Source organism: Mesorhizobium sp. M1307 (assembly GCF_040318155.1).
In the GTDB taxonomy this organism is placed as follows: domain Bacteria; phylum Pseudomonadota; class Alphaproteobacteria; order Rhizobiales; family Rhizobiaceae; genus Mesorhizobium.
In genome coordinates this window covers 31,700-53,074 of record NZ_JAMYLR010000039.1, presented here as the reverse complement: position 1 = coordinate 53,074, position 21,375 = coordinate 31,700, and the positions used below count along the sequence as shown (strand labels likewise).

The window sequence follows — 21,375 nt, the reverse complement described above, 5'->3', positions numbered from 1 at the left end:
GGCCGGACATATGGACGCAAGCGATCGAAAACGACGCAAAACAACCGTTGCAGGCAGGGCGCCGTCCACATATGGATCCTAGGGTACTCCGCGACGTCGCTTCGCGACTGCTACGCCCTAGGATGACGAAGGACGAGCGCTTCAGCGAACCTCCCTACCAGTCGCTGAGCTTGGTGTCGGGGACGTATTCCTGGCCCTCGATGTCCTTCACCACGGCCTGGCCGCAGCGCATGGTCTTGGCTTCCTGGTCATAGGCATAGGTCGGCGAGCCGAACAGGTGCCAGCCCTTGTTCAACGCCGCCGTCACCTTGTGGCAGAAGCTGGCATCGTCCGGGCCGGACAGAAAGCGGTAGAGTTTCATTCTTCAATCCCGTCGCAGTTACGTTAGTCATGCGCGAACAGCGGCGGCCTTCGCCAGCAGTTTTTCGGCCTGCGCCAGATGCAGTCGCTCGACCATCTTGCCGTTCAGCGCAACTACCGCCCTACCGGTATTTTCGGCGAGCGCGAAGGCATCCTTGACCGCGCGCGCCTCGGCTATTGCTTCGGGCGACGGTGCAAAGGCGCGGTTCGCGGCTTCGATCTGGGCCGGATGGATCAGCGACTTGCCGTCAAAACCCATGGCGGCCGCTTCCGTGCACTCGCGCGCAAACCCGTCCATATCGCGAAAATCATTGAAGACGCCATCGAGCAGGTCGAGGCCGCCGGCACGCGCGGCGAGCACCATTTGCATCAGCCATGGAACGAGATAGCGCCGATCGGGCGTGGCGAGAATTCCGGTGTCCTTGACCAGGTCGTTCGTTCCGGCAACGAAACAAGCCAGTCGAGAGGCCGGATCGCGGCCCAGCTCGGCAATCGGCCCGATATTGAGCAGCGCCTTGGGCGTCTCGATCATCGCCCACAGCTTGACTTCGTCGGCGATAAAATTGTCGTCGAGCACGTCGCCGGCCTCGAGAATGTCGCGCGGCGTGTCGACCTTGGGCAGCAGGATGGCGTCGGGCGTGCATTTTGCCGCGGCCAGCAGGTCGGCGCCGCCCCATTCGCTCGACAGCGCATTGATGCGCACCACCATCTCGCAGCGCCGGTTGGAACGGCCGGCGAAAATCGCCGCCAGTTTTTCGCGCGCGGAAGACTTGTCGGCCGGGGCGACGGCGTCCTCGAGATCGATGACGACGGTATCGCAGGCCAGCGATTGGATCTTGGCCAGCGCCTTGTCGTTCGAAGCCGGGACGTAAAGCACCGAGCGGCGCGGGCGGTAGCTTTCGCTGGTCATCTCCGATCTATGCCGTCTGCAGCCGGCCGAGGCAAGCCGTGCATAAAAACTGCACGCAATTTCGGAAAATCTCCTCGTCTCCGCCCCGCTTGCCACCCGACCGGATGCGACAAGGGCGGCATGCAAGAGCAAACGAACTCCCGTTGGTCCCTGCCGTACCGGCTTCGCCGCGAAAGCTGGTGGCTCGTCGATCCGCCCCGGACTTCGGTAAACCTCCTCCCTTTCGTCCGGAAATCCCCGCCCACCGGCCGCATCAAAGCCGCCGAGAAAGCCCGATCATGATAGTATTCCTCTCGGCGGCGCCGAGCTATTGCAACCGCTTCGGCGTTGCCGTCCTGCTCGCCGCGCTGGCCGATTTTTTCTTCTATGGCCAACCGGCGGGCATCACGCTTTTCCTGTTCGGCGTTGCGATTGCCGCAGCGAGCATGGCTGTCCATCCTCTCGGCGCCTTCAACGACGGCAGGTTCTGGTTCAAGCCGGTTGCGCTGTTTATGGCGCTGCTGCCGCTTGTGGAAAATGTCAGCGCACTGTCCGTCTCGATCGCGCTGGCGGCGACGGCCATCTTCGCGCTTTCACTGGTCGGACGGTTGCGGCGCGGCCTTGCCCGTATTGCCGGCCAACTCTCGCTGTTCCTGCTTGCAACGCCATTTCGGCTCGTCCTTGATTTCTTCCGCTGGCGCAGGGCGGCGCGGCGGCTTGGCCGGCGGCGCGTGCGCCTTGCGGCGATCGCCGTCTGGGTCATGCCGCTGGGCCTCGGCGCAGTGTTCCTCGCGCTGTTCGGCGCCGCCAATCCGGTCATCGAATATTGGTTCTCGCTGATCGACCTGATGGCACTGCTCGAACTCGTCCAGCTGCCACGTCTCGCCTTCTGGCTGTTCGTGCTTGCCTGCGTCTGGGCCTTTCTGCGGCCGCGCCTGCCGCGCTTTCTCCGCCGCCGCAGGGTGTCGCCAGCCAGCGCACCGGCGACGCCGGCCACCAGGACCACCATCGAGGACATCGTCTTCGGCAAGGCCGCTATCCTCCGCGCGCTCGTCGTCTTCAACATCCTGTTCGCGGTGCAGAGCGCACTCGACGCCACCTATCTGTGGGGCGGCATCGCGCTTCCCGACGGGCTGACCTATGCCGCCTACGCGCATCGCGGCGCCTATCCGCTGATCGTCACGGCGCTGCTGGCCGCCGGCTTCGTGCTGGCGGCGCTGCGGCCGGGAAGTGCGACCTCCGGCGATCCGCTCATCCGCCGGCTGGTTTATGCCTGGGTGGCGCAGAACATCCTCCTGGTGATCTCGTCGATCCTGCGGCTCGATCTCTATATCGGTATCTATGCGCTGACCTATTGGCGTGTCGCTGCGTTCGTCTGGATGGGGCTGGTGGCGGCGGGCCTTGTCCTGATCATGGCCCGCATCGCGCGCGAAAAGTCCAACGAATGGCTGCTTTCCGCCAATCTTCTGACGCTATCGGCGACGCTCTATGCCTGCTCGTTCATCAACTTTGCCGCGCTGATCGCCAACTACAATGTCGACCATTGCTTCGAAATGACCGGCCAAGGCACCCAGCTCGACGTCTGGTACCTGCGCTCGCTCGGGCCCGGCGCCTTGCCGGCGGTCGATCGCTTCGTCCAGCACCAGAGCAGGACGGTTTCCGCGGAGGATGCCTCCATCCGCGAACTCGCCGGCTGGTATGCACAGGACGAAGCACGCTTCCGCGCCGGCCAGGAAAACTGGCGGGGCTGGAGCTTTCGTGACTGGCGGCTCAACCGCGCCCTCGACAGGCGTGGCCCGTTCGTGGTTCCTCCGATGTCCGAACCCTTCATGCCGGGCCGCTGATTTGATGCCGCACCACATACTGGTCGCCGACGACGACCCGCACATTCGCGAAATCATCTGCTTCGCGCTGGAAAAGGCCGGCATGAAAACGCTGGCGGTGCCGGACGGCGCGGCTGCCTTGCAGGCGATAGAGCGCCATGCGCCCGATCTCGTCGTGCTCGACATCGGCATGCCGGAAATGGACGGGGCTGGAAGTGTGCCGGCGGCTGCGCCACACATCCGACCTGCCGGTGCTGTTCCTGTCCGCGCGGGATGAAGAGATCGACCGCGTCCTCGGGCTGGAGATGGGCGGCGATGATTATGTCACCAAGCCGTTCAGCCCGCGCGAGCTGGTCGCCCGCGTCAACGTCATTCTGCGCCGCGCGCGGCCCACGCCGGAACCAGCCGACGACCGGCAATTCTCGCATGGCAGACTGTTGCTGGTTCCGGCAAGCCATACAGCCAGCTTCGACGGCAAGCCGCTGGCGCTGACGTCGATCGAATTCGCGATCCTGAAAGGCTTTTTGGCGCGGCCGGCGTATGTGCTTGGCCGCGACATGGTGATGGCCAACGCCTATGCGGCCAATATCCATGTCGCAGACCGCACCGTCGACAGCCATATCCGCAATATCCGCGCCAAGCTAGCGGCCGTCGGCTGCGTCGATGCGATCGAGACCGTGCACGGCGTCGGTTTTCGGCTGGGCGGATGCGGCGCGTGAGCGCCCAAGGACTGATTGGCAGCAAATGGCGGCCTCGCCTCGCCACGGTCGTCATCGCCATCCTGATCATGGTGATGGCGCTGCCGCTGGCCGGCCTGTTTTTCTTCCGGCTCTACGAGAACCAGCTGATCCGGCAGACCGAGGCCGAGCTGATCGCCCAAGGCGCCGCCCTTGGCGCGATCTATGCGCAAGAGGTTCGCGAGGCCGGCATTGCCCCGGAAAAGCTAGGCGCACCCGTGCCTTCACCCAACACCAGCGATCGGGCCTCTCCCTACCAGCCGATCGAACCGGGCCTCGATCTTGCGTCCGACGGGATCCTGCCGACCCGGCCCGCGGCCACCGCGGCCAGCGCCGATCCCGCCTTCGCTTCAATCGGCGCACGCCTGTCGGGCATTCTTGCCGAGACGCAGAAGACCACGCTCGCCGGCTTCCGGCTGCTCGATCCCAGAGGCGTGGTCATCGCCGGCCGTGAGGAGGCCGGCCTGTCGCTCGCGGCTGTCGAAGAGGTTCGCGCAGCGCTTGCCGGCCGCTACGCCAGCGCGCTCAGGCTGCGGGTTCCCGACCAGCCGTCGCCGCCGCTCTATTCGGTCAGCCGCGGCACCAAGGTTCGCGTCTTTGTCGCCATGCCGGTTGCGGTCTCCGGCAAGGTCGCCGGCGTCGTCTATCTGTCGCGGACGCCGAACAACATCGTCAAGCATCTCTATGGCGAGCGCGGCAAGGTGGCGCTGGCGGCAATCGCCATCCTCGGCGGCGCGCTGCTGATCGGGCTGGTCTTCCTGCGCGCCGTCAGCCGTCCGATCTATGCGCTGATGGAACGCACGAAACGCATCGCCGCCGGCGACCGCGCGGCGATCAGGCCGCTCGATCACCACGGCACGCGCGAAATGGGTGAACTCTCTGCTGCTTTCCTCGACATGGCCGAAAAGCTGCACGCACGCTCCGACGGCATCCAGACCTTTGCCACCCACGTCTCGCACGAGCTCAAATCGCCGCTGACGGCGATCCAGGGGGCCGCCGAACTGCTGCGCGATTCAGGCAGCGCGATGGACGAGGCCGAGCGGCGGCGGTTTTCGGACAATATCGTCACCGATGCCGGCCGGCTCAATCTGCTGGTGCGCCGCCTGCTCGACCTGGCGCGCGCCGAAAATCTCGAGCCCAGCGGCGAAAGCACGTCGCTCACTGCTGCGCTGGCGCTGCTGCCGGCCGACGACAGGCTGGCGGTGCGCGTCGAGGCGGGCACCGAGATCGGGCTGCGCATATCGGCCGAAAACGCGGCGATCGTGCTGGCCAATCTCATCGACAATTCGGCGCGGCACGGCACGACGCTGGTATCGGTCACAGCCGCAAAAGCAGACGGCAAGGCCACCATCGTGGTCGCTGACGACGGCGCCGGCATCTCGCCCAGCAACCGAGGCCGCATCTTCGAGCCGTTCTTCACCACGCGCCGCGATTCCGGCGGCACCGGCATGGGCCTCGGCATCGTGCTGGCCCTCCTGAAAGCGCATGATGGCACGATCCGGCTGGTTGACTCGGCGAGCGGCACGCGCTTCGAGATCATCCTGCCGGCGGCGTGACTCGGCGGTTCAGATCGGAAGGGCCAAAAGGTGCATTACGACATCGTCATCATCGGCGGAGCCATCGTCGGCTCCTCGGTCGCCTATTATCTGCGCGAGGAAGGGTTTTCGGGCTCGATCGCGCTTGTCGAGCGCGACCCGCAATTTTCCCGCGCCGCGACCACGCTGTCCTGCGCCTCCATCCGCCAGCAGTTCTCGATCCCGGAAAACATCCGGCTGTCGCAATTCACGCTGAAACTGTTCCGGCGGCTCAGGGAAGAGTTTGGCGCGGACGCCGATATCGGCTTTCGCGAAGGCGGCTACCTCATCCTTGCCGGCGAGAACGGGCTGCCGTTCCTGCGGGCCAACCACGAGGCGCAGATGGCCGAGGGCGCCGACATCGTGCTCGAGGATGCCGAGGCGCTCGTCCGCCGCTTTCCGTGGCTGTCGGTCGAGGGCATTTCCGCCGGCGCCTATGGCCGCAGCGGCGAAGGCTGGTTCGACGCGCATGCGATGCTGATGCTGTTCCGCAAGGCACTGCGAAGCAAGAACATCGATTTCATCACAGCGTCGGTGACCGGTATCGAGCGGCAGGGGAAGCGCGTCGCCGGTGTGACCCTCGACAATGGCGAGCGGCTCGAGGCCGGCACCGTCGTTAACGCCGCCGGGCCGAATGCCGGCAAGGTGGCAGCAATGGCCGGGCTGGCGCTGCCGGTGGAGCCGCGCAAGCGCAATGTCTTCGTCTTCGAGGCGCGCGAAAAATATGACGACATGCCGCTGCTGGTCGACCCGAGCGGCATCTATGTCCGGCCGGAGGGCTCGGTCTACATCACCGGCGGCGCCGAGCCGGAAGAGGGCGAAGGACCGGCCGACCCCGCCGACTTCGACCCCGACTGGCCGCTGTTCGAAGAGGTGATCTGGCCGGTGCTGGCGACCCGCATTCCGGCCTTCGAGGCGATCAAGCCGACGCGCGCCTGGGTCGGCCATTACGACTACAATACGCTCGACCAGAACGCGGTGATCGGCCCGCACCCGGAGGTCGGCAATTTCCTCTTCGCCAACGGTTTTTCCGGCCACGGCTTGCAGCAGGCTCCGGCGGTCGGCAAGGCGCTGGCCGAACTGATCGTGCATGGCGGCTATCGCACGGTGGATTGCTCGGCGTTCGGGTACAGCCGGATCGCCGACGGGCGGCCGTTTCGGGAATTGAATGTAATTTAACGCTGGCGCGAAGGGATGCTACCGTTGCTTGGTGGATTGAGCCGCCACCAAGCCGCCCGTACCAAGATACGCCTGAAGCCAGCCCAGCACCCGGGCCCAGCCTTCGGCATGCTTCGTTGCGGCAGCAGCGAGGCCGGCGAAGCCGCCATGGCAGATGGTGACGCGTGTGCCGCCGGCGATCGGCTCCAGCAGCCAGGCGACTTTGGTTTCGCGGCGGCCAAGCGTCGGATGGTCCCAGTCGTATCTCCGCGTCTGCACGATCCGGCGCGGCTCTTCGATCTCCAGGAATTCGCCGCTGGCGGGCAGGTGTCTGCCGGCCGCCGTCTCGACGGTGACGCTCCAGCGGCCGCCGACGCGGAGGTCGGCCGCCCATCCGGTCATCCGGTAGGTCCTGGCGGACCCCCACCAGCGCTCGACCTCGCGTGTAACGAGCGCGTCAAATATCCGCTCGGGCGGCGCGCGAACATCGGCGCTCGCCATGACGGTCTCGCCATTGGTCATGCTGTGCACCGCGGAACCGTGCATCACCTGTCCTCCAGAAACGTTTCGCTATCGAAACAACCTCAAGCCTTCGACGCCGGGCGCGACAGGCCTTTGCCGGTTTCGAGCAGGCTCTTCAGGCTGGACAGGATGAGCGGCCAGCCGTTCGCCACATGGCCAAGCAGCTTGTGCGGTCCATCGGCTTCGTGTGTGATGGCGAGCTTCATCATCTCGCCCTCCTGCTCGAGGGCGAAGGTGCAGCGTGTGTAGCCGTCCGCCTTGACCTCGGGCATGAACTCGTTGCGCCATTTGAGCACGATGCGCTTGGGTGGATCGATCTCGAGGACCTCGCCGCTGTCGGTGACCCGGCCGTCGGTGTAAACCATCTTCCACGCCGAACCTTGTTTCCAGTCGCTTAGCATCTGAGCGCCGAGGAAATATTGCCGCTGGAACTCCGGCGCGGTCAGTGCTTGCCAGAGTTTTTCGGGCGAAGTGCGGATGTAGGTGACATAAACGAAAATGTTGCTCATCAGTCTTCCCTTTCGAGACGTTTCTTCAAATCGCCGAGGGCGCCCAGTCGCCCCCGCTCGAATTTGCCGATCCAGCGTTCGGCGATCTCGTTGATGGGAACGGGATTCAGATAATGTTGCTTCTCGCGTCCCTTGCGGATGGTGGCGACGAGGTTTGCTTCTTCCAGGATCGCCAGATGCTTGGTCACCGCCTGGCGCGTCATGTCCATCTCACCGCACAGCGCGTTCAGCGTCTGCCCGTTCCTGGCATGAAGGCTGTCCAGCAATCGCCGGCGTGTCGGGTCGGCCAAGGCGCGAAAGACAGCATCCATGCTCATGACTCTAATATGCAACCATTTGGTTGCATGTCAAGAGGCAGAATGCGCGGGTTGAGGTCGCTGGGAGTGGATTTCAGCGCTTGCGGCCGAACCAGAATGCGTTGGGCATGCGCTCCATGCCGATACGCTCATAGAAGCCGACGGCGTCGGGTATGGAGATCAGGCTGATGGCAACGGAAGGTCCGAGTTGCCGGCGTGCCTCATCCATCAGGCCCTTGCCGATACCCAGCCCTTGCGCCGATGCAGAAACAGCGAGCTCGGAGATATAGCAGACCCAGGAAAAGTCGGTGATGCCGCGAGCGACACCAACCAGCGGCTTGCCCGGTGCATCGATGCGCGCGGTGAGCACCAGGTCGGCACTCGTGAGCATCGCCTTCAAACGGGCATGATCATCGACGGGCCGTGTCTCGCCGAGGCCGGATTCCACCAGAACGCGGCGGAACTCGGCGATGCCGAGGCCCGGTTCGCTGGCGTAAAGGATCGTGGATCGCGTTGTCATGTCGACAAAAGTGCACCATGGGCAGGTGGTTTTGAAGCTGTTTTGTACCGATTTTGTGTTTCGATCGACGACGGAAGTCCAAAAACAGCCGTCTTTTATTTGCCCGCGGCATTGTGTAAACCGGGCGCCAGCAATTCCCCGCAACGAGAAGAAGACGGGCAAGAACCATGGAAAAATTCACCAAGCTCACCGGTGTCGCCGCGCCGATGCCGATCGTCAATGTCGACACTGACATGATCATCCCCAAGGATTATCTCAAGACGATCAAGCGCACCGGGCTCGGCACCGGCCTGTTCGCCGAAATGCGTTACAAGGACGACGGCTCGGAAAACCCGGACTTCGTGCTCAACAAGCCGGCCTACCGCAAGGCGCAGATCCTGGTCGCCGGCGACAATTTCGGCTGCGGTTCGAGCCGGGAACATGCGCCGTGGGCGCTGCTCGATTTCGGCATCCGCTGCGTCATCTCGACCTCGTTCGCCGACATTTTCTACAACAACTGCTTCAAGAACGGCATCTTGCCGATCACCGTCAGCGCGGAAGACCTGGAGAAGCTGATGGACGATGCCTCGCGCGGTTCCAACGCGACGCTGTCGGTCGATCTCGAAGCCAAGGAAATTCGCGGGCCGGACGGGGGCGTGGTCAAGTTCGACCTCGACGAATTCAAGCGCCACTGCCTGCTCAACGGGCTCGACGATATCGGTCTGACCATGGAGAAGGCCGGCGCCATCGCTTCGTTCGAGAAGAAGAACGCTGCTGAGCGCCCCTGGGCCTGAGCGGTACGATGACCTGGCCGCGACAGGCCGGGTTCGTGGCGGCTGAACGGAGGGAACAGTCATGACACGTTCGCTTCTTGCCGGGGCCTGCGCGCTGGCGTGGATTCTGATGCCGGTGGCAGGCGCGCATGCACAGACCGACGTGGTGCTCGTGCCGGCTGACGATGCGTCCGGCGGGGCCGCCGACCAGGGCGCGTTGAGCAATGCGGCCCTAGCCGACAATGACAAACAGGCGCCGATGCCGTTCGAGGGCGGCCAACTGACTATCACCCAGGAGGAAGAGTACGGGGAACGGGTGCTCGCCTTCGACGGCAAGGAACTGGCGCGCAATTACGACGTCTTCTTCGACAAGATCGTCGAGGTCGGCGGCGTCAAGGTGGCGCTGGTCGATGTCGGCGACGGCGGCAATCAATGCGGCCCGGCCAAGGTGATCGTGTGGAAGCCGGAAGGCGGCACGATCCAGACGACCACGGTCGAGCAGGATGAATGCGGCGCGCCGCCGGCCGCGATCTCCGACAGCGCCATCTATTTCGTGCCCTATCTGCTGCCGGGTGATTCCAAGCCGGCGCTGCAATGGTCGCCGACGGACGGACTGACGACGTCCGGTAATCTGACCTACATGCCGGAGCCGGGCACCGACTGGAAAGACATCGATCCGTCGAAATACGACAACATCATTGATGCCTTCCACAACGAGGCCGTCTACAGGCTAGCCGAGACGCTGCTCGGCAAGGACATGCCCGACATCGCGACCAGCCTGCTGGTCGGCGGCGGTACTGAGGAGACCGCTTCGGGCGCCTTTTTTGCCAGCGGCTGCGTGCCGCATGATTGCGGCGGCAATGACGGCTTCATGGCCGTTGACCCGGTCAACCAGAAGCTCTATTTCGCCCGCCGCGGCGACAAGCCCGAGCCGGACGCGTGGCCAGCGGTGAGTACATGGCCGGCCGACGTCAAGGAAGCGCTGGACAAGGCGCTGGGGTCGGCGAATTAGATCGTTCTGCCGCGATCCTTCGCGCGCCCCGGACATCTCCCCACTTGGGGGGAGATCGGCCGTCACCGCCGCTTTCGCCAAACCGCCTACGCTGCAAAAAAGGAGGACCTATGCGAAAACTGATCTCCACCGGTTCGCCCTTCGAGAACACCGCCGGCTATTCGCGCGCCGTGGTGCAGGGCGACTGGTGTTTCGTGTCCGGAACGACCGGCTACGATTATGCGACCATGTCGATGCCGGAGACCGTAGAGGCACAAACGCGCAATTGCCTGGCGACGATCGCCAAGGCGCTCGGGGACGGCGGCTTCGAGATGGCCGATGTGGTGCGGGCACATTACTATATCACCGATGCGGCTTTCGTGGATGTGGTGTTCCCGATCCTCGGCGAGGCCTTTGGCGAGATCAGGCCGGCGGCAACGATGATCGTGTGTCAGCTCAACAAGCCGGAGATGAAGATCGAGATCGAGGTGACGGCGCTGCGGCGCACAGCCTGATGCCTGTCACGGTTGCGACAACGACACGGTCAGCACGAGGATCGGCCCATGGTGAAGGTCAGGCGCATCGTTGCAAACATAGACACGCAGGATATCGCGGCGGCAAAACCTTTCTATCAGGATGTGCTCGGCCTCGATCTCAAGATGGATATGGGCTGGATCGCTACCTACGGCTCGCAAGAGACGATGTCCGTGCAGGTCAGTTTCATGGCCGAAGGGGGATCAGGAACGCCGGTGCCGGACATCTCTATCGAAGTCGACGACATCGATGACGCGCTTGAAAGCATGAGAAAGGCCGGCTTTGCCATCGAATACGGTCCGGCGGACGAACCCTGGGGCGTGCGGCGCTTCTTCGTACGCGACCCGTTCGGCAGGCTGGTCAATATCCTTTCGCACCGGTAGCGACACCGGGCGGCAAAGCGCGGGCTTGCGCAGAACCCGCTTGGCCTTTAGCAAGGCCGCGTTCATGCGCTAAACGATTGGGACGGTTCTCATGGCTTCGAAAAATCTTCTCCTGCTTGCCGGCGACGGTATCGGCCCCGAGGCGATGGCCGAGGTGAAGAAATTGATCGCCGCCATGAACGACAGCCTCGACAGCGATTTCGCCACCGATGAGGGCCTGGTCGGCGGTTGCGCCTATGATGAGCATGGCGCGGCGATTTCCGATGCCGACATGGCCAAGGCGATGGCGGCGGACGCGGTGCTGTTCGGTGCCGTCGGCGGGCCGAAATGGGATGCGGTGCCCTATGAGGTGCGGCCCGAGGCCGGTCTCTTGCGCCTGCGCAAGGACATGGAGCTGTTCGCCAATCTCAGGCCGGCAATCTGCTATCCGGCGCTGGCGGCGTCTTCCTCGCTCAAGCAGGAGGTGGTCGAGGGTCTCGATATCCTCATCGTGCGCGAGCTCACCGGCGGCGTCTATTTCGGCGAGCCGAAGCAGATCATCGATCTCGGCAACGGCCAGAAGCGCGGCATCGACACCCAGGTTTACGACACGTTCGAGATCGAGCGCATTTCGGGCGTTGCCTTCGAGTTGGCACGCACGCGCAAAAACCACGTCACCTCGATGGAAAAGCGCAATGTGATGAAATCAGGCGTGCTGTGGAACGAGGTCGTCACCCAGACGCACAAGGCGCGCTATGCCGACGTCAAGCTCGATCACATGTTGGCCGATGCCGGGGGCATGCAGCTGGTGCGCTGGCCGAAGCAGTTCGACGTCATCGTCACCGACAATCTGTTCGGCGACATGCTGTCCGACATCGCCGCCATGCTGACCGGCTCGATCGGCATGCTGCCGTCGGCCTCGCTAGGCGCACCTGATGTCAAGACCAAGAAGCGCAAGGCGCTCTACGAGCCGGTGCACGGCTCGGCGCCCGACATCGCCGGCAAGGGTATCGCCAATCCGATCGCCATGATCGCCTCCTTCGCCATGTGCATGCGCTATTCCTTCGGCATGGTTGATGAGGCCGACAGGCTGGAAGGCGCGATCGCCGCCGTGCTCGATCAGGGCTTGCGTACCAGGGATATTCATTCGCCGGGGATGACCGAGGTCGGCACCGCTGAGATGGGCGATGCGATCATCGCCAAGTTCCTGGGCTGATCCCGTGTCGGTCGACGTCCGCTGGGCGACGACCGGGGATGCGGCGGCACTCGCCGCCATGCTTTGCGAAATGGCGGTGCATTACCGGCAGCCGCCACTCGACGCCAGCCAAGCTTTGTCGGCGGCACAGAAATGGCTTGGCGACGAAAGTCCGGCCTATCCGCATTTTGCGCTCGCCTTCGTCGATGGTGGAGTTTGCGGGCTGGCCTCGGTTGCGATCGCGCATCCCGGCATCGATCTCGAGCGGCTGCTGTTCCTCAAGGACCTGTTCGTGCGCGATACCGCCCGCGATGGCGGTGTCGGTCGAGCGCTGATGGCATTCCTCGCTGGCAATTGCATGCGCGAAGGCATCGGCCGTATCGATCTGACCACGGAGGACTGCAACGAAGGCGCGCTGCGCTTCTACGTCGGACTCGGAGCGGAGCGCCAGGGCCAGAAGGTCTTCCTCAGGCTTTCGAGCGAGGTGCTGAAGGCGATCGCTAAACCCTGACACCCGCCGGCACCGGACCCCACTTGTTCTCGCGCGGCTGGTTCGGGATCAGCGCAAAGATCAGGATGATCACGGTGCCGAAGGTCGGGATCAGGAAAAGCAGGAAGAGCCAGCCGGTCAGGCCGGTATCGTGCAGGCGACGCACGTTCAGCCCGAACCACGGCAGGGCTGTCGCCAGCAGGAAGAGACCGGAAAGGCCGACCGTCACTGCCGGCAATTCACTGTTGTCGAGATTGCCCATGGCGTCGTCGATAAAGACGCCGAGTCCTATGACCACAATCAGCGCGATCGTCCAGAACAGACAATAGCCCCAATACTCTTTGCGGCGGGCACGGCCGGCGAAGTTGAAGTAATTCTTGGTCAGACCCCGCCAGAAGTAGCTCCACAGGCCAGCCGACTCGGCCGGACTTTGTTCCGCGGAACGGCCGAAATGTTGCGGCTGACGTGCCGCTGGCGCATTGCCGGCCTGAGACGGCGCGGCGGTTGCAGTGGAGGCGTCGGCGGGCGCACTGGCAGGTTGGGCACGGATCGAAAAAACATCGCGTGCCCGTCCGCCAGCCGGCTGGAATTCGACGGTCGTACCTCCGGCAACCGATGCTTCGCGGCGCAAATCTTCGCGCGCCAAAGTGTAGCGGTTGCCGTCGGCTCCGGTGATGAAGCCGAAACCCTGGTCTTCGTCGTAATGAAGAACTTCGCCGCGCATGTCCTGCCCACCCCCATTTCCCCGCCCCAGACTGTGCAAAGTTCCGGCAGACCGCAAGGGGCGTGCGGAAATGGAGAGTGCTGGCTATTTACCCCGGCCGTTTCTTCGATTTCTTGTGTTTCGCAGGTCCGCCTTCGACCTTCGCCTTGGCCGGTTTCCCGGCCCAGGGCTTCGCCTCGAATGCCGGGCGCTGGTCGGCCGGTGCGCGCTTCTCGAATTTGGGCGTGTTCTGATCGAAGGTGCGCTTGCCGCGGTGCGGCTTCCTGTCGGGCCGTGGTTCCTGATAGCCGGCCCGCGACAAATCCGGCGTGCCGTCCAGCCGCTTGACCGCAATGTTGCCCTGCAGCTTCCGGTCGGGGCCGATCGCAGCGAGGAAACGCTCGGCCCAGTCCGCCGCGATCTGCACGAAGGTTTCCTCCGGCTGCATCTTGATGGCGCCGATCTCGCGCTTGGAAATGCCGCCTGTCCGGCACAGCATCGGGATCAGCCAGCGCGGCTCGGCATTCTGCCGGCGTCCGACCGACAGCGAGAACCAGACGCTGTCGCCGAAATCGTCGCGGCGGCTCGGTGTCTCGTCCCGGCGCGCAAATTTTTCGCCCGACGGCGTGAACGCTGCCACGTCGAGAAGATCCTCCGGCGCCGAGTGGCTGGAGCGGCACATCCGCACGAAGGCGGCGGCAACCTGTTCGGGCCCGTGCTGATCGAGAAGCGCCTCGACGAAGCCGCGCTCCTCATCCTTCATAGGCTCGCTGAAGACCGGATCAGCGAGAATGCGCTCGTCGTCGCGCCGTATCACGTCGTCGGCCGACGGCGGGCTCGCCCAGGTTGCCGCAAGGCCGGCACTTTGCAGCAGCCGCTCGGTGCGCCTGCGGGCACTATTGGGCACGATCAGGGCGCTGACGCCCTTGCGTCCCGCACGACCCGTGCGTCCGCTTCGGTGCAGGAGCGTTTCCGGGTTGGTCGGCAGGTCGGCATGGATCACCAGCTCGAGATTGGGAAGGTCGATGCCGCGTGCCGCGACGTCGGTGGCGATGCAGACCTTGGCGCGGCCGTCGCGCATCGCCTGTAGCGCATGGCTGCGCTCGTTCTGGCTAAGCTCGCCGGACAGCGCCACGACGGAAAAGTTGCGATTGTTGAAGCGCGCCGTCAAATGGTTGACGGCGGCGCGCGTGTTGCAGAACACCAGCGCGTTCTTGGCCTCGTAAAAGCGCAGCACGTTGATGATGGCGTTTTCGCGATCCGCCTGGGCGACGCTCAGCGCCCGGTATTCGATGTCGAGATGCTGCTTTTCCTCACCGGAGGCCGAGATGCGTACCGCATCGCGCTGGTAGCCTTTGGCCAGCGTGGCGATGGAGCGCGGCACGGTCGCGGAAAACATCAGCGTGCGGCGATCGGCGGGTGCGGCATCGAGGATGAATTCCAGATCCTCGCGAAAGCCGAGATCGAGCATCTCGTCGGCCTCGTCGAGCACCACTGCCTTGAGCGCCGACATGTCGAGCGAATTGCGGGTGATGTGGTCGCGCAGGCGGCCGGGCGTGCCCACGACGATATGGGCGCCGCGCTCCAGCGTGCGCCGTTCGGTGCGCATGTCCATGCCGCCGACGCAGGACGCCACCGTGGCGCTGGTCAGTTCGTAGAGCCATTCCAGCTCGCGCGTTACCTGCAGGGCCAGCTCCCGCGTCGGCGCCACGGCCAGCGCCAGGGGTGCCGCCGCGTGGGAAAAGCGCTCCGCGCCATCGAGAAGGGTCGGCGCCAAAGCCAGACCGAAGGCGACGGTCTTGCCGGAGCCGGTCTGGGCCGAAACCAGCGCATCGGCCTGGCCAAGCTCGAGAACGGCCTTCTGCACCGGCGTCAGCTCGACATAGCCGCGTTTTTCCAGCGCCTTTGCCAGCGCGGGAACAATAGCTTCGAAGTTGGACATCTTGCTCTTTCGAAATTCGGATTCTGAATACCCGGCGACGGGTCAAATGTCGGCAAGCGCCACAGACGGGCGCCACGAGCCAGACGATGCTCGTTCGTACTTGGTGCCGCCGTCATTGTACAGGGCGGCGGGTCGGCCTGCTTGCGATTGACTCTAGACGTAAACCGCGTAAAAGCCGGCACCGAACGGGATAGTTTTCGATGCGCGGCCTTTTGATGGCGCTTTCTGCCTTCGACATCCCCGGCCCCAATGCGAACCATTGGGCCGGGCGGGTCGCTGCGTCTCCTCGTTCCAGCAAAATCACGTTCTTGCTCAAAAAATCCGGCAAAACGACCACCAAAACGGTCTGATTCCCTTGGCCTAACCACCCTCTCCCGGGTCCGGCCCGGGGGTTGAAACCCGCATCGGCCGGCGGGTTTTCTCCAGAAACCGAGCGGAGAGGGACAGGAGATTTCGATGAGTTTCAAGGTTGCGATCGTCGGCGCCACGGGCAATGTGGGCCGGGAAATGCTCAACATACTGGAGGAACGCGGCTTTCCGGTGAGCGAGGTGGTGGCGCTGGCCTCGCGGCGCAGCCAGGGCACGGAAGTGTCGTTCGGCGACCGCACGCTGAAGGTCAGAGCGCTCGACCAATATGATTTTTCAGATACCGACATCTGCATCATGTCGGCCGGCGGCAACGTCTCCAAGGAATGGTCGCCGAAGATCGGCAAGCAGGGCTGCGTCGTCATCGATAATTCGTCGGCCTTCCGCTACGACCAGGACGTGCCGCTGATCGTTCCGGAAGTGAACCCGGATGCGATCTCGCTGTTCACGCGCAAGAACATCATTGCCAACCCGAACTGCTCGACGGCGCAGCTGGTCGTGGCGCTGAAGCCGCTGCATGACGCGGCCACCATCAAGCGCGTCGTCGTCGCCACCTACCAGTCGGTCTCCGGCGCCGGCAAGGAAGGCATGGACGAATTGTTCACGCAGACGCGCGCGGTGTTTGTCGCCGACCAGGTCGACGTCAAGAAGTTCACCAAGCGTATCGCCTTCAACGTCATCCCGCATATCGACGTCTTCCTCGACGACGGCTTCACCAAGGAAGAGTGGAAGATGGTGGCCGAGACCAAGAAGATGCTCGACCCGAAGATCAAGCTGACGGCGACCTGCGTGCGCGTGCCGGTGTTCATCGGCCATTCGGAAGCGGTCAACATCGAGTTCGAGAAGCCGATCACCGCCGATGAGGCGCGCGAGATCCTGCGCGAGGCGCCGGGCTGCCAGGTCATCGACAAGCGCGAGGACGGCGGCTACATCACGCCGCTGGAATCGGCCGGCGAGGACGCCACCTTCATCTCGCGCATCCGCGAGGACTCGACCATCGACAACGGCCTGTCGATGTGGATCGTCTCCGACAATCTGCGCAAGGGCGCGGCGCTGAATGCCGTGCAGATCGCGGAGCTGCTGGTCGAGCGCGGGCTGATCCAGCCGAAGAAGAAGGCGGCATAGTTCGCTCACGGCCGTATCGCCGCTAGCGCGGCTGGCCTCCGCGGGGGCGCCGGACGACCGGCGGCCTGCGGTCGCAGGCTCGGCCTTCGGCCGCGATTTTTGCTCAGCTTGCTTTTCCGCTCACGGCCGTATCGCTGCTGTCGCGGCTGGCCCTCCGCGGGGGCGCCGGACGACCGGCGGCCTGCGGTCGCAGGCTCGGCCTTCGGCGGTTGTTTCGCTCTCGGCCGTATCGCCGCTACGCGGCTGGCCTCCGCGGGGCGTCGGAAGGCCGGCGGCCCGCAGTCGCGGGCTCGGCCTTCGGCCGTTAGCGCCCTTCTCCCCGTTCACGGGGAGAAGGTGCCGGCAGGCGGATGAGGGGCATAGGCGTCTCAAATAGGCAGCAAGGCGACGGCGTCACAGCCGGTTCTCCTCCGCCAGGTCCAACAGCAACTCCAGCGCCTCCTCCGCCCGGTCGGCGGGCACGAACAGATGATCGTGGTAGAAGGCCGAGACCGGATTGACGCCGATGCCGGCGGTGGCCAGCCGCGCGGTGATGGCGGCGAGGAAGCCGACCGCTTCCAGCGACGAATGGATGTTCAGCGTCAGCATCCGGCAGCGGAACACGGTTTTCAGTCCAGCGGCCTTGGCATGGTCTTCAAGCACGATCAGCGTCGTGCCCTCGCGCTCGCGAAATAGCATCACCGGGTGGAGCCTGTCGGGAACGGGCGCATCGGGTGGCAACGTGGTGAAGACATGAACGCCGGCAAGCAATTCCGGCGTCATTGCCGCCAGCAACTTTTTCAGGTCGGTCTCTCCGGCCATCGGTTGCTTTCGTTGTGCGATCAGGCGGCGGCTTTCGTCGAGCGTCGGAAGACACCCCTACGGATTTTCAATAACGCCCTCCATCTCACCTCGCAAGGTGGACTTGCCAGGTTCGTTGCTGGCTGAACTTGTACATCCCAGGTCGCCGTCCCCGGGAGTGAAAAAGAACTGGAGGCATGTCGGATCGCCATCCTGGGCCGCGTCCTTGGTTCGAGCTGGCGAAGGAGCCAGTGCTCACAACGACCGGAGGGAACGTCAATGACCATGTCTCAGGCAGCACCCGTCTCATCGCGTGCCTTGTGGGCCGGCCGCGTGCTCAGCGCCGTCATCGTGCTGTTCATGATCTTCGACGGCGTCATCAAGCTACCGCCGCTCGAAATCGTCACTCAGACCATGGTGCAGCTCGGCTGGCCGGCCGATGCCAATGTCTCGCGCATGCTCGGCATCATTGGACTGGTCTCGACAGCGCTTTACGCGCTGCCACGCACCTCGGTGCTCGGCGCCATCCTGCTCACCGCCTATCTCGGCGGCGCCGTCGCCACGCATGTGCGTATCGGCAGCCCTTTGTTCTCGCACATACTGTTCGGCGTCTATCTCGGCGCCGTCCTCTGGGGTGGCCTGTATCTGCGCGATCCAAGGGTGCGCGCGTTGTTCCCGTTCAGCCAATAGCGGCGACATCGAAAGCCGTTCGATGGTGGCCACGCCGCCAGAGCGGGCGCGGTCTGCGGCCGCCTTTCTACTCTTTGGATCAAATTGAGCGCCGCCGGGCGGCAGCCGATCTTCTTCTTTGGATCAAATCGCCTGGTTGCGAGTTAGGGGGTGCAGCGGCGAGGACGGCACCCTGTTGGAGAGGAACGACAATGAAAAAGGTGATGATCTTGATGGCCTTGCTGGTCCCGCTCGGTGCCTGCTCCCGTACTGAGCAAGGCGCGGCAGTTGGTGGCCTGGGCGGTGCGGCGGTCGGCGCTGCTGTGGCCGGCAACCCGACCAAGGGCGCGGTGATCGGCGGTGCGGCCGGCGCTTTGGCCGGTGCACTGATCGGCCGTGCCAGCGAAAGCGGCCAATGCCGTTATCGCGATCGTAACGGTCGTGTCTACGTTGCGAGTTGCCCGGAAGGCTATTGATCGGGCCGCATCATATGGATGCAATAGCAAAACGGCGGGCAGGGCCCGCCGTTTCGTGGTTGTGGAGATGATTTTATTCGGCGCTGGCGGCTTCCGCCTCGGCCGGCGCGGCTGCGGCGGCGGCAACGGCCGCGGCGGCATCTTCCTGCGCCTTCTTCAGCAAGGCTGCGCGCTCCTGCGCCTTCTTGCCAGGCTCGGCCTTTTTCGGGTTGGCGCGCGCTTCGCGCTTGGCGATGCCGGCTTCATCGAGGAAGCGCAGCACGCGGTCGGTCGGCTGGGCGCCATGCGACAGCCAATGCTTGACGCGCTCGGCGTCGACCTTGACGCGTTCGCCGTCCTTGGGCAGCAGCGGATTCCATGAGCCGAGCGACTCGATGAAACGGCCGTCGCGCGGCGAACGCGCGTCGGCGACGACGACATGGTAATAGGGACGCTTCTTCGAGCCCGCACGGGCCAATCGGATTTTCAGTGGCATTTCTTTTCTCCTAAAAGCTCTGATTTGGTTGATCGGTTGGTGGCTGGTCCTCAGCCGGTTTTCGCTACGCCGTTGGATGCGGCGATCTGCTCGTGATGGCGGATCACTTCGCGGACGACGAAGTTCAGGAATTTCTCCGCGAAATCCGGGTCGAGATGGGCGTCCTTCGCCAGTTGGCGAAGACGGGCGATCTGCTCCTGCTCGCGCGCCGGGTCGGCAGGCGGCAGGCCATGTTCCGCCTTCAGCACGCCGACTGCCTTGGTGCAGCGGAAGCGCTCGGCCAGCATATGGATCAGCGCCGCGTCGATATTGTCGATCGAGGCGCGATAATTGGCCAGCGCCGCACGCGCGTCCGCCATGTCCTTCTCTTCGTTCATGGCGCCCTCACTTCTTCTTGCCGAGGCCATTCTTGCCAAGCATTGGCAGCCCGCCACCGCCCGGCAGGCCGGGAAGTTTCATGCCGCCGGGCAGCCCAGGCAGGCCACCGCCACCGGGAAGACCACCGGGCAGGCCCTTCATGCCGCCGAGCCCGGCCGCCTGGGCCTGCTTCTGCAAGGCGTCGAGCTGCTTGGGGTCCATCTTGGAGAGGTCCGGCATGCCGCCGCCCATCATGCCGCCTGCGCCGCCAGGCATCATGCCGCCGAGCCCCATCTTGGAAGCGAGGCCGCCCATCATGCCGCGCATCAGGCCGCCGCCTTTGCCCTTGCCGCCCATCGCCTTCATCATGTCGGCCATGCCGCGATGCATCTTCAACAGTTTGTTGATTTCGGCCGCGTTGGTACCCGAGCCGGCGGCGATGCGCTTCTTGCGCGAGTGCTTCAGAATATCGGGGTTGGCACGCTCGGCCTTGGTCATCGACGAGATGATGGCGAGCTGGCGACCGAACATCTTGTCGTCGAGCCCGGCGGCGGCCATCTGGTCCTTCATCTTGCCCATGCCGGGCATCATGCCCATGATGCCGCCCATGCCACCCATTTTCGACATTTGCTGAAGCTGGCCGGCGAGGTCGTTCAGGTCGAACTTGCCCGACTGCATCTTCCTGGCCATCGCCGCGGCCTGTTCGGCGTCGATGTTCTCGGCCGCCTTTTCGACGAGGCTGACGATGTCGCCCATGCCGAGGATGCGGTCGGCGATGCGCTTGGGGTGGAATTCCTCCAGCGCGTCCATTTTTTCGCCGGTGCCGATCAGCTTGATCGGCTTACCGGTGACGGCGCGCATCGAGAGCGCCGCACCACCGCGGCCGTCGCCGTCCATGCGGGTCAGCACGAGGCCGGTGATGCCGACGCGCTCGTCGAAGCTTTTTGCCAGATTGACGGCGTCCTGGCCGGTCAGCGAATCGGCGACCAGCAGGATCTCGTGCGGCGACGACATCTTCTTGATGTCGGCCATCTCGACCATCAACGGCTCGTCGATATGGGTGCGGCCGGCGGTGTCGAGGATGACGACGTCATGGCCGCCGAGCTTGGCCGCCTGCACGGCGCGGCGGGCGATATCGACCGGCGTCTGGCCGGCGACGATCGGCAATGTGGCGACCTTGACCTGCTCGCCGAGCTGCCGGAGCTGCTCTTGCGCGGCGGGACGCCGCGTGTCGAGCGAGGCCATCAAGACTTTCTTGTTTTGACGGTCGGTGAGGCGCCTGGCGATCTTGGCCGAGGTCGTCGTCTTGCCGGAACCCTGCAAGCCGACCATCATGATGACGACCGGAGCCGGTGCATTGAGGTCGATGGCGACGCCCTCGGCGCCGAGCATGTCGACCAGCTCGTCATGGACGATCTTGACGACCATCTGGCCGGGCTTGATCGACTTGACCACGGCGGCGCCGACGGCCTTCTCGCGCACCTTGTCGGTGAAGGAACGCACCACTTCCAGCGCCACGTCGGCCTCGAGCAACGCACGGCGCACCTCGCGCAGCGCCGCCGAGACATCAGCCTCCGACAAGGCGCCGCGGCCGGTGAGGCCGTTCAGGATCGAACCAAGGCGCTCTTGCAGGGACTCAAACATTGGTCAAACCGCCGTGCGAGAGCGCCTTGGATTCATGCTGATCCCCGTCGGGCCTGCGGCCCTCCACGCCTCTTGTGCGTTCCTGTAGCGATTCAAACATTCTTTTTCCTTTTCCCTGGCACCCGG

The 21,375-nt window shown here is 64.3% G+C and carries 25 protein-coding genes and 1 pseudogene; 14 read left to right on the top strand and 12 right to left on the bottom strand.

The features are described from left to right. Positions 1–154: 154 nt before the first annotated feature. Both NKH16_RS28070 and NKH16_RS28065 read right to left on the bottom strand, forming a co-directional pair. A complete protein-coding gene (locus NKH16_RS28070; RefSeq protein ID WP_352748935.1) occupies positions 155–361 on the bottom strand; it encodes a DUF1737 domain-containing protein in 207 nt (68 codons plus the stop codon). A gap of 27 nt (positions 362–388) precedes the next feature. Continuing rightward, a complete protein-coding gene (locus NKH16_RS28065) occupies positions 389–1,270 on the bottom strand; it encodes an HpcH/HpaI aldolase/citrate lyase family protein (RefSeq protein ID WP_352748933.1) in 882 nt (293 codons plus the stop codon). A 278-nt stretch (positions 1,271–1,548) separates the two neighbouring features. Here NKH16_RS28065 and NKH16_RS28060 point away from each other — a divergent pair, with 278 nt between their 5' ends. From NKH16_RS28060 to NKH16_RS28045, 4 genes and pseudogenes are all read left to right on the top strand, one after another. Then, positions 1,549–3,093 carry a DUF4153 domain-containing protein gene (locus NKH16_RS28060; protein ID WP_352458328.1) on the top strand — a complete coding sequence of 515 codons (1,545 nt, stop codon included), beginning with the start codon at positions 1,549–1,551 and terminating at the stop codon, positions 3,091–3,093. A gap of 4 nt (positions 3,094–3,097) precedes the next feature. Beyond that, positions 3,098–3,791 (top strand): annotated as a pseudogene (locus NKH16_RS28055) (response regulator transcription factor). Continuing rightward, entirely contained in the window at positions 3,779–5,365 is a 1,587-nt protein-coding gene (locus NKH16_RS28050; protein ID WP_352450229.1) for an ATP-binding protein, read from the top strand. Before NKH16_RS28055 ends, NKH16_RS28050 begins: the two are co-directional and overlap by 13 nt. Positions 5,366–5,395: 30 nt before the next feature. Next, positions 5,396–6,562 (top strand): NAD(P)/FAD-dependent oxidoreductase, encoded by a 1,167-nt coding sequence (locus NKH16_RS28045; protein ID WP_352822409.1) that lies wholly within the window; start codon positions 5,396–5,398, stop codon positions 6,560–6,562. 18 nt (positions 6,563–6,580) lie between these two features. Here the strand turns inward: NKH16_RS28045 and NKH16_RS28040 are convergent, their stop codons facing one another. The 4 genes from NKH16_RS28040 to NKH16_RS28025 all read right to left on the bottom strand — a co-directional run bounded on the left by NKH16_RS28040 (position 6,581) and on the right by NKH16_RS28025 (position 8,388). Next, positions 6,581–7,087, bottom strand: a complete 507-nt coding sequence (locus NKH16_RS28040) for an SRPBCC family protein (RefSeq protein ID WP_352707631.1) — start codon at positions 7,085–7,087, stop codon at positions 6,581–6,583. 38 nt (positions 7,088–7,125) lie between these two features. After that, a complete protein-coding gene (locus tag NKH16_RS28035; RefSeq protein WP_352450227.1) occupies positions 7,126–7,572 on the bottom strand; it encodes an SRPBCC domain-containing protein in 447 nt (148 codons plus the stop codon). Then, positions 7,572–7,883: an ArsR/SmtB family transcription factor gene (locus NKH16_RS28030; protein WP_352450226.1), complete on the bottom strand. Its 312-nt coding sequence runs from the start codon at positions 7,881–7,883 to the stop codon at positions 7,572–7,574. Before NKH16_RS28030 ends, NKH16_RS28035 begins: the two co-directional genes overlap by 1 nt. A gap of 79 nt (positions 7,884–7,962) precedes the next feature. Next, positions 7,963–8,388 carry a GNAT family N-acetyltransferase gene (locus NKH16_RS28025; RefSeq protein WP_352450225.1) on the bottom strand — a complete coding sequence of 142 codons (426 nt, stop codon included), beginning with the start codon at positions 8,386–8,388 and terminating at the stop codon, positions 7,963–7,965. Positions 8,389–8,555: 167 nt separating this feature from the next. Here NKH16_RS28025 and leuD point away from each other — a divergent pair, with 167 nt between their 5' ends. From leuD to NKH16_RS27995, 6 genes are all read left to right on the top strand, one after another. Beyond that, the gene (leuD, locus tag NKH16_RS28020) at positions 8,556–9,161 is read left to right on the top strand and encodes a 3-isopropylmalate dehydratase small subunit (RefSeq protein ID WP_352450224.1); all 606 of its coding nucleotides are present in this window, start codon (positions 8,556–8,558) and stop codon (positions 9,159–9,161) included. Positions 9,162–9,222: 61 nt separating this feature from the next. Continuing rightward, entirely contained in the window at positions 9,223–10,152 is a 930-nt protein-coding gene (locus NKH16_RS28015; protein WP_352458325.1) for an Ivy family c-type lysozyme inhibitor, read from the top strand. 110 nt (positions 10,153–10,262) lie between these two features. Continuing rightward, positions 10,263–10,646, top strand: coding sequence for a RidA family protein (locus NKH16_RS28010; RefSeq protein WP_352458324.1), 384 nt, complete (start codon positions 10,263–10,265; stop codon positions 10,644–10,646). Positions 10,647–10,697: 51 nt separating this feature from the next. Next, a complete protein-coding gene (locus tag NKH16_RS28005) occupies positions 10,698–11,048 on the top strand; it encodes a VOC family protein (RefSeq protein ID WP_352458340.1) in 351 nt (116 codons plus the stop codon). 91 nt (positions 11,049–11,139) lie between these two features. Continuing rightward, a complete protein-coding gene (gene leuB, locus NKH16_RS28000; RefSeq protein ID WP_352707636.1) occupies positions 11,140–12,243 on the top strand; it encodes a 3-isopropylmalate dehydrogenase in 1,104 nt (367 codons plus the stop codon). Between the two features lie 4 nt (positions 12,244–12,247). Beyond that, on the top strand, positions 12,248–12,733 hold the full coding sequence (locus tag NKH16_RS27995) for a GNAT family N-acetyltransferase (RefSeq protein ID WP_352748304.1): 486 nt from the start codon (positions 12,248–12,250) through the stop codon (positions 12,731–12,733). On the opposite strand, the gene NKH16_RS27990 is transcribed toward NKH16_RS27995, so the two are convergent. Both NKH16_RS27990 and NKH16_RS27985 read right to left on the bottom strand, forming a co-directional pair. After that, positions 12,723–13,436 carry a DUF805 domain-containing protein gene (locus tag NKH16_RS27990; protein WP_352748301.1) on the bottom strand — a complete coding sequence of 238 codons (714 nt, stop codon included), beginning with the start codon at positions 13,434–13,436 and terminating at the stop codon, positions 12,723–12,725. The genes NKH16_RS27995 and NKH16_RS27990 overlap by 11 nt on opposite strands. A gap of 88 nt (positions 13,437–13,524) precedes the next feature. Then, positions 13,525–15,357 (bottom strand): DEAD/DEAH box helicase, encoded by a 1,833-nt coding sequence (locus tag NKH16_RS27985; protein ID WP_352748298.1) that lies wholly within the window; start codon positions 15,355–15,357, stop codon positions 13,525–13,527. 200 nt (positions 15,358–15,557) lie between these two features. Between NKH16_RS27985 and NKH16_RS27980 the strand changes: the two genes are divergently transcribed. Continuing rightward, complete coding sequence (locus NKH16_RS27980; RefSeq protein ID WP_352876731.1) at positions 15,558–15,707, top strand: hypothetical protein; 150 nt, start codon at positions 15,558–15,560, stop codon at positions 15,705–15,707. 106 nt (positions 15,708–15,813) lie between these two features. Continuing rightward, on the top strand, positions 15,814–16,848 hold the full coding sequence (locus NKH16_RS27975) for an aspartate-semialdehyde dehydrogenase (protein WP_023680535.1): 1,035 nt from the start codon (positions 15,814–15,816) through the stop codon (positions 16,846–16,848). Between the two features lie 393 nt (positions 16,849–17,241). Here NKH16_RS27975 and NKH16_RS27970 read toward each other — a convergent pair whose 3' ends face one another. After that, positions 17,242–17,649: an ACT domain-containing protein gene (locus NKH16_RS27970; protein WP_352577286.1), complete on the bottom strand. Its 408-nt coding sequence runs from the start codon at positions 17,647–17,649 to the stop codon at positions 17,242–17,244. Positions 17,650–17,907: 258 nt separating this feature from the next. Between NKH16_RS27970 and NKH16_RS27965 the strand changes: the two genes are divergently transcribed. Together NKH16_RS27965 and NKH16_RS27960 are read left to right on the top strand one after the other, a co-directional pair. Next, complete coding sequence (locus NKH16_RS27965) at positions 17,908–18,318, top strand: DoxX family protein (protein ID WP_352748294.1); 411 nt, start codon at positions 17,908–17,910, stop codon at positions 18,316–18,318. A gap of 191 nt (positions 18,319–18,509) precedes the next feature. Continuing rightward, positions 18,510–18,773, top strand: a complete 264-nt coding sequence (locus NKH16_RS27960; protein WP_023680734.1) for a YMGG-like glycine zipper-containing protein — start codon at positions 18,510–18,512, stop codon at positions 18,771–18,773. A 73-nt stretch (positions 18,774–18,846) separates the two neighbouring features. On the opposite strand, the gene rpsP is transcribed toward NKH16_RS27960, so the two are convergent. The 3 genes from rpsP to ffh are packed head-to-tail and all read right to left on the bottom strand — an operon-like array spanning position 18,847 to position 21,249. Next, a complete protein-coding gene (gene rpsP / locus NKH16_RS27955; protein ID WP_352450212.1) occupies positions 18,847–19,248 on the bottom strand; it encodes a 30S ribosomal protein S16 in 402 nt (133 codons plus the stop codon). A 50-nt stretch (positions 19,249–19,298) separates the two neighbouring features. Next, the gene (locus NKH16_RS27950; RefSeq protein ID WP_352450211.1) at positions 19,299–19,625 is read right to left on the bottom strand and encodes a chorismate mutase; all 327 of its coding nucleotides are present in this window, start codon (positions 19,623–19,625) and stop codon (positions 19,299–19,301) included. 7 nt (positions 19,626–19,632) lie between these two features. Continuing rightward, positions 19,633–21,249, bottom strand: coding sequence for a signal recognition particle protein (gene ffh, locus NKH16_RS27945; RefSeq protein WP_352748291.1), 1,617 nt, complete (start codon positions 21,247–21,249; stop codon positions 19,633–19,635). Positions 21,250–21,375 lie beyond the last annotated feature (126 nt).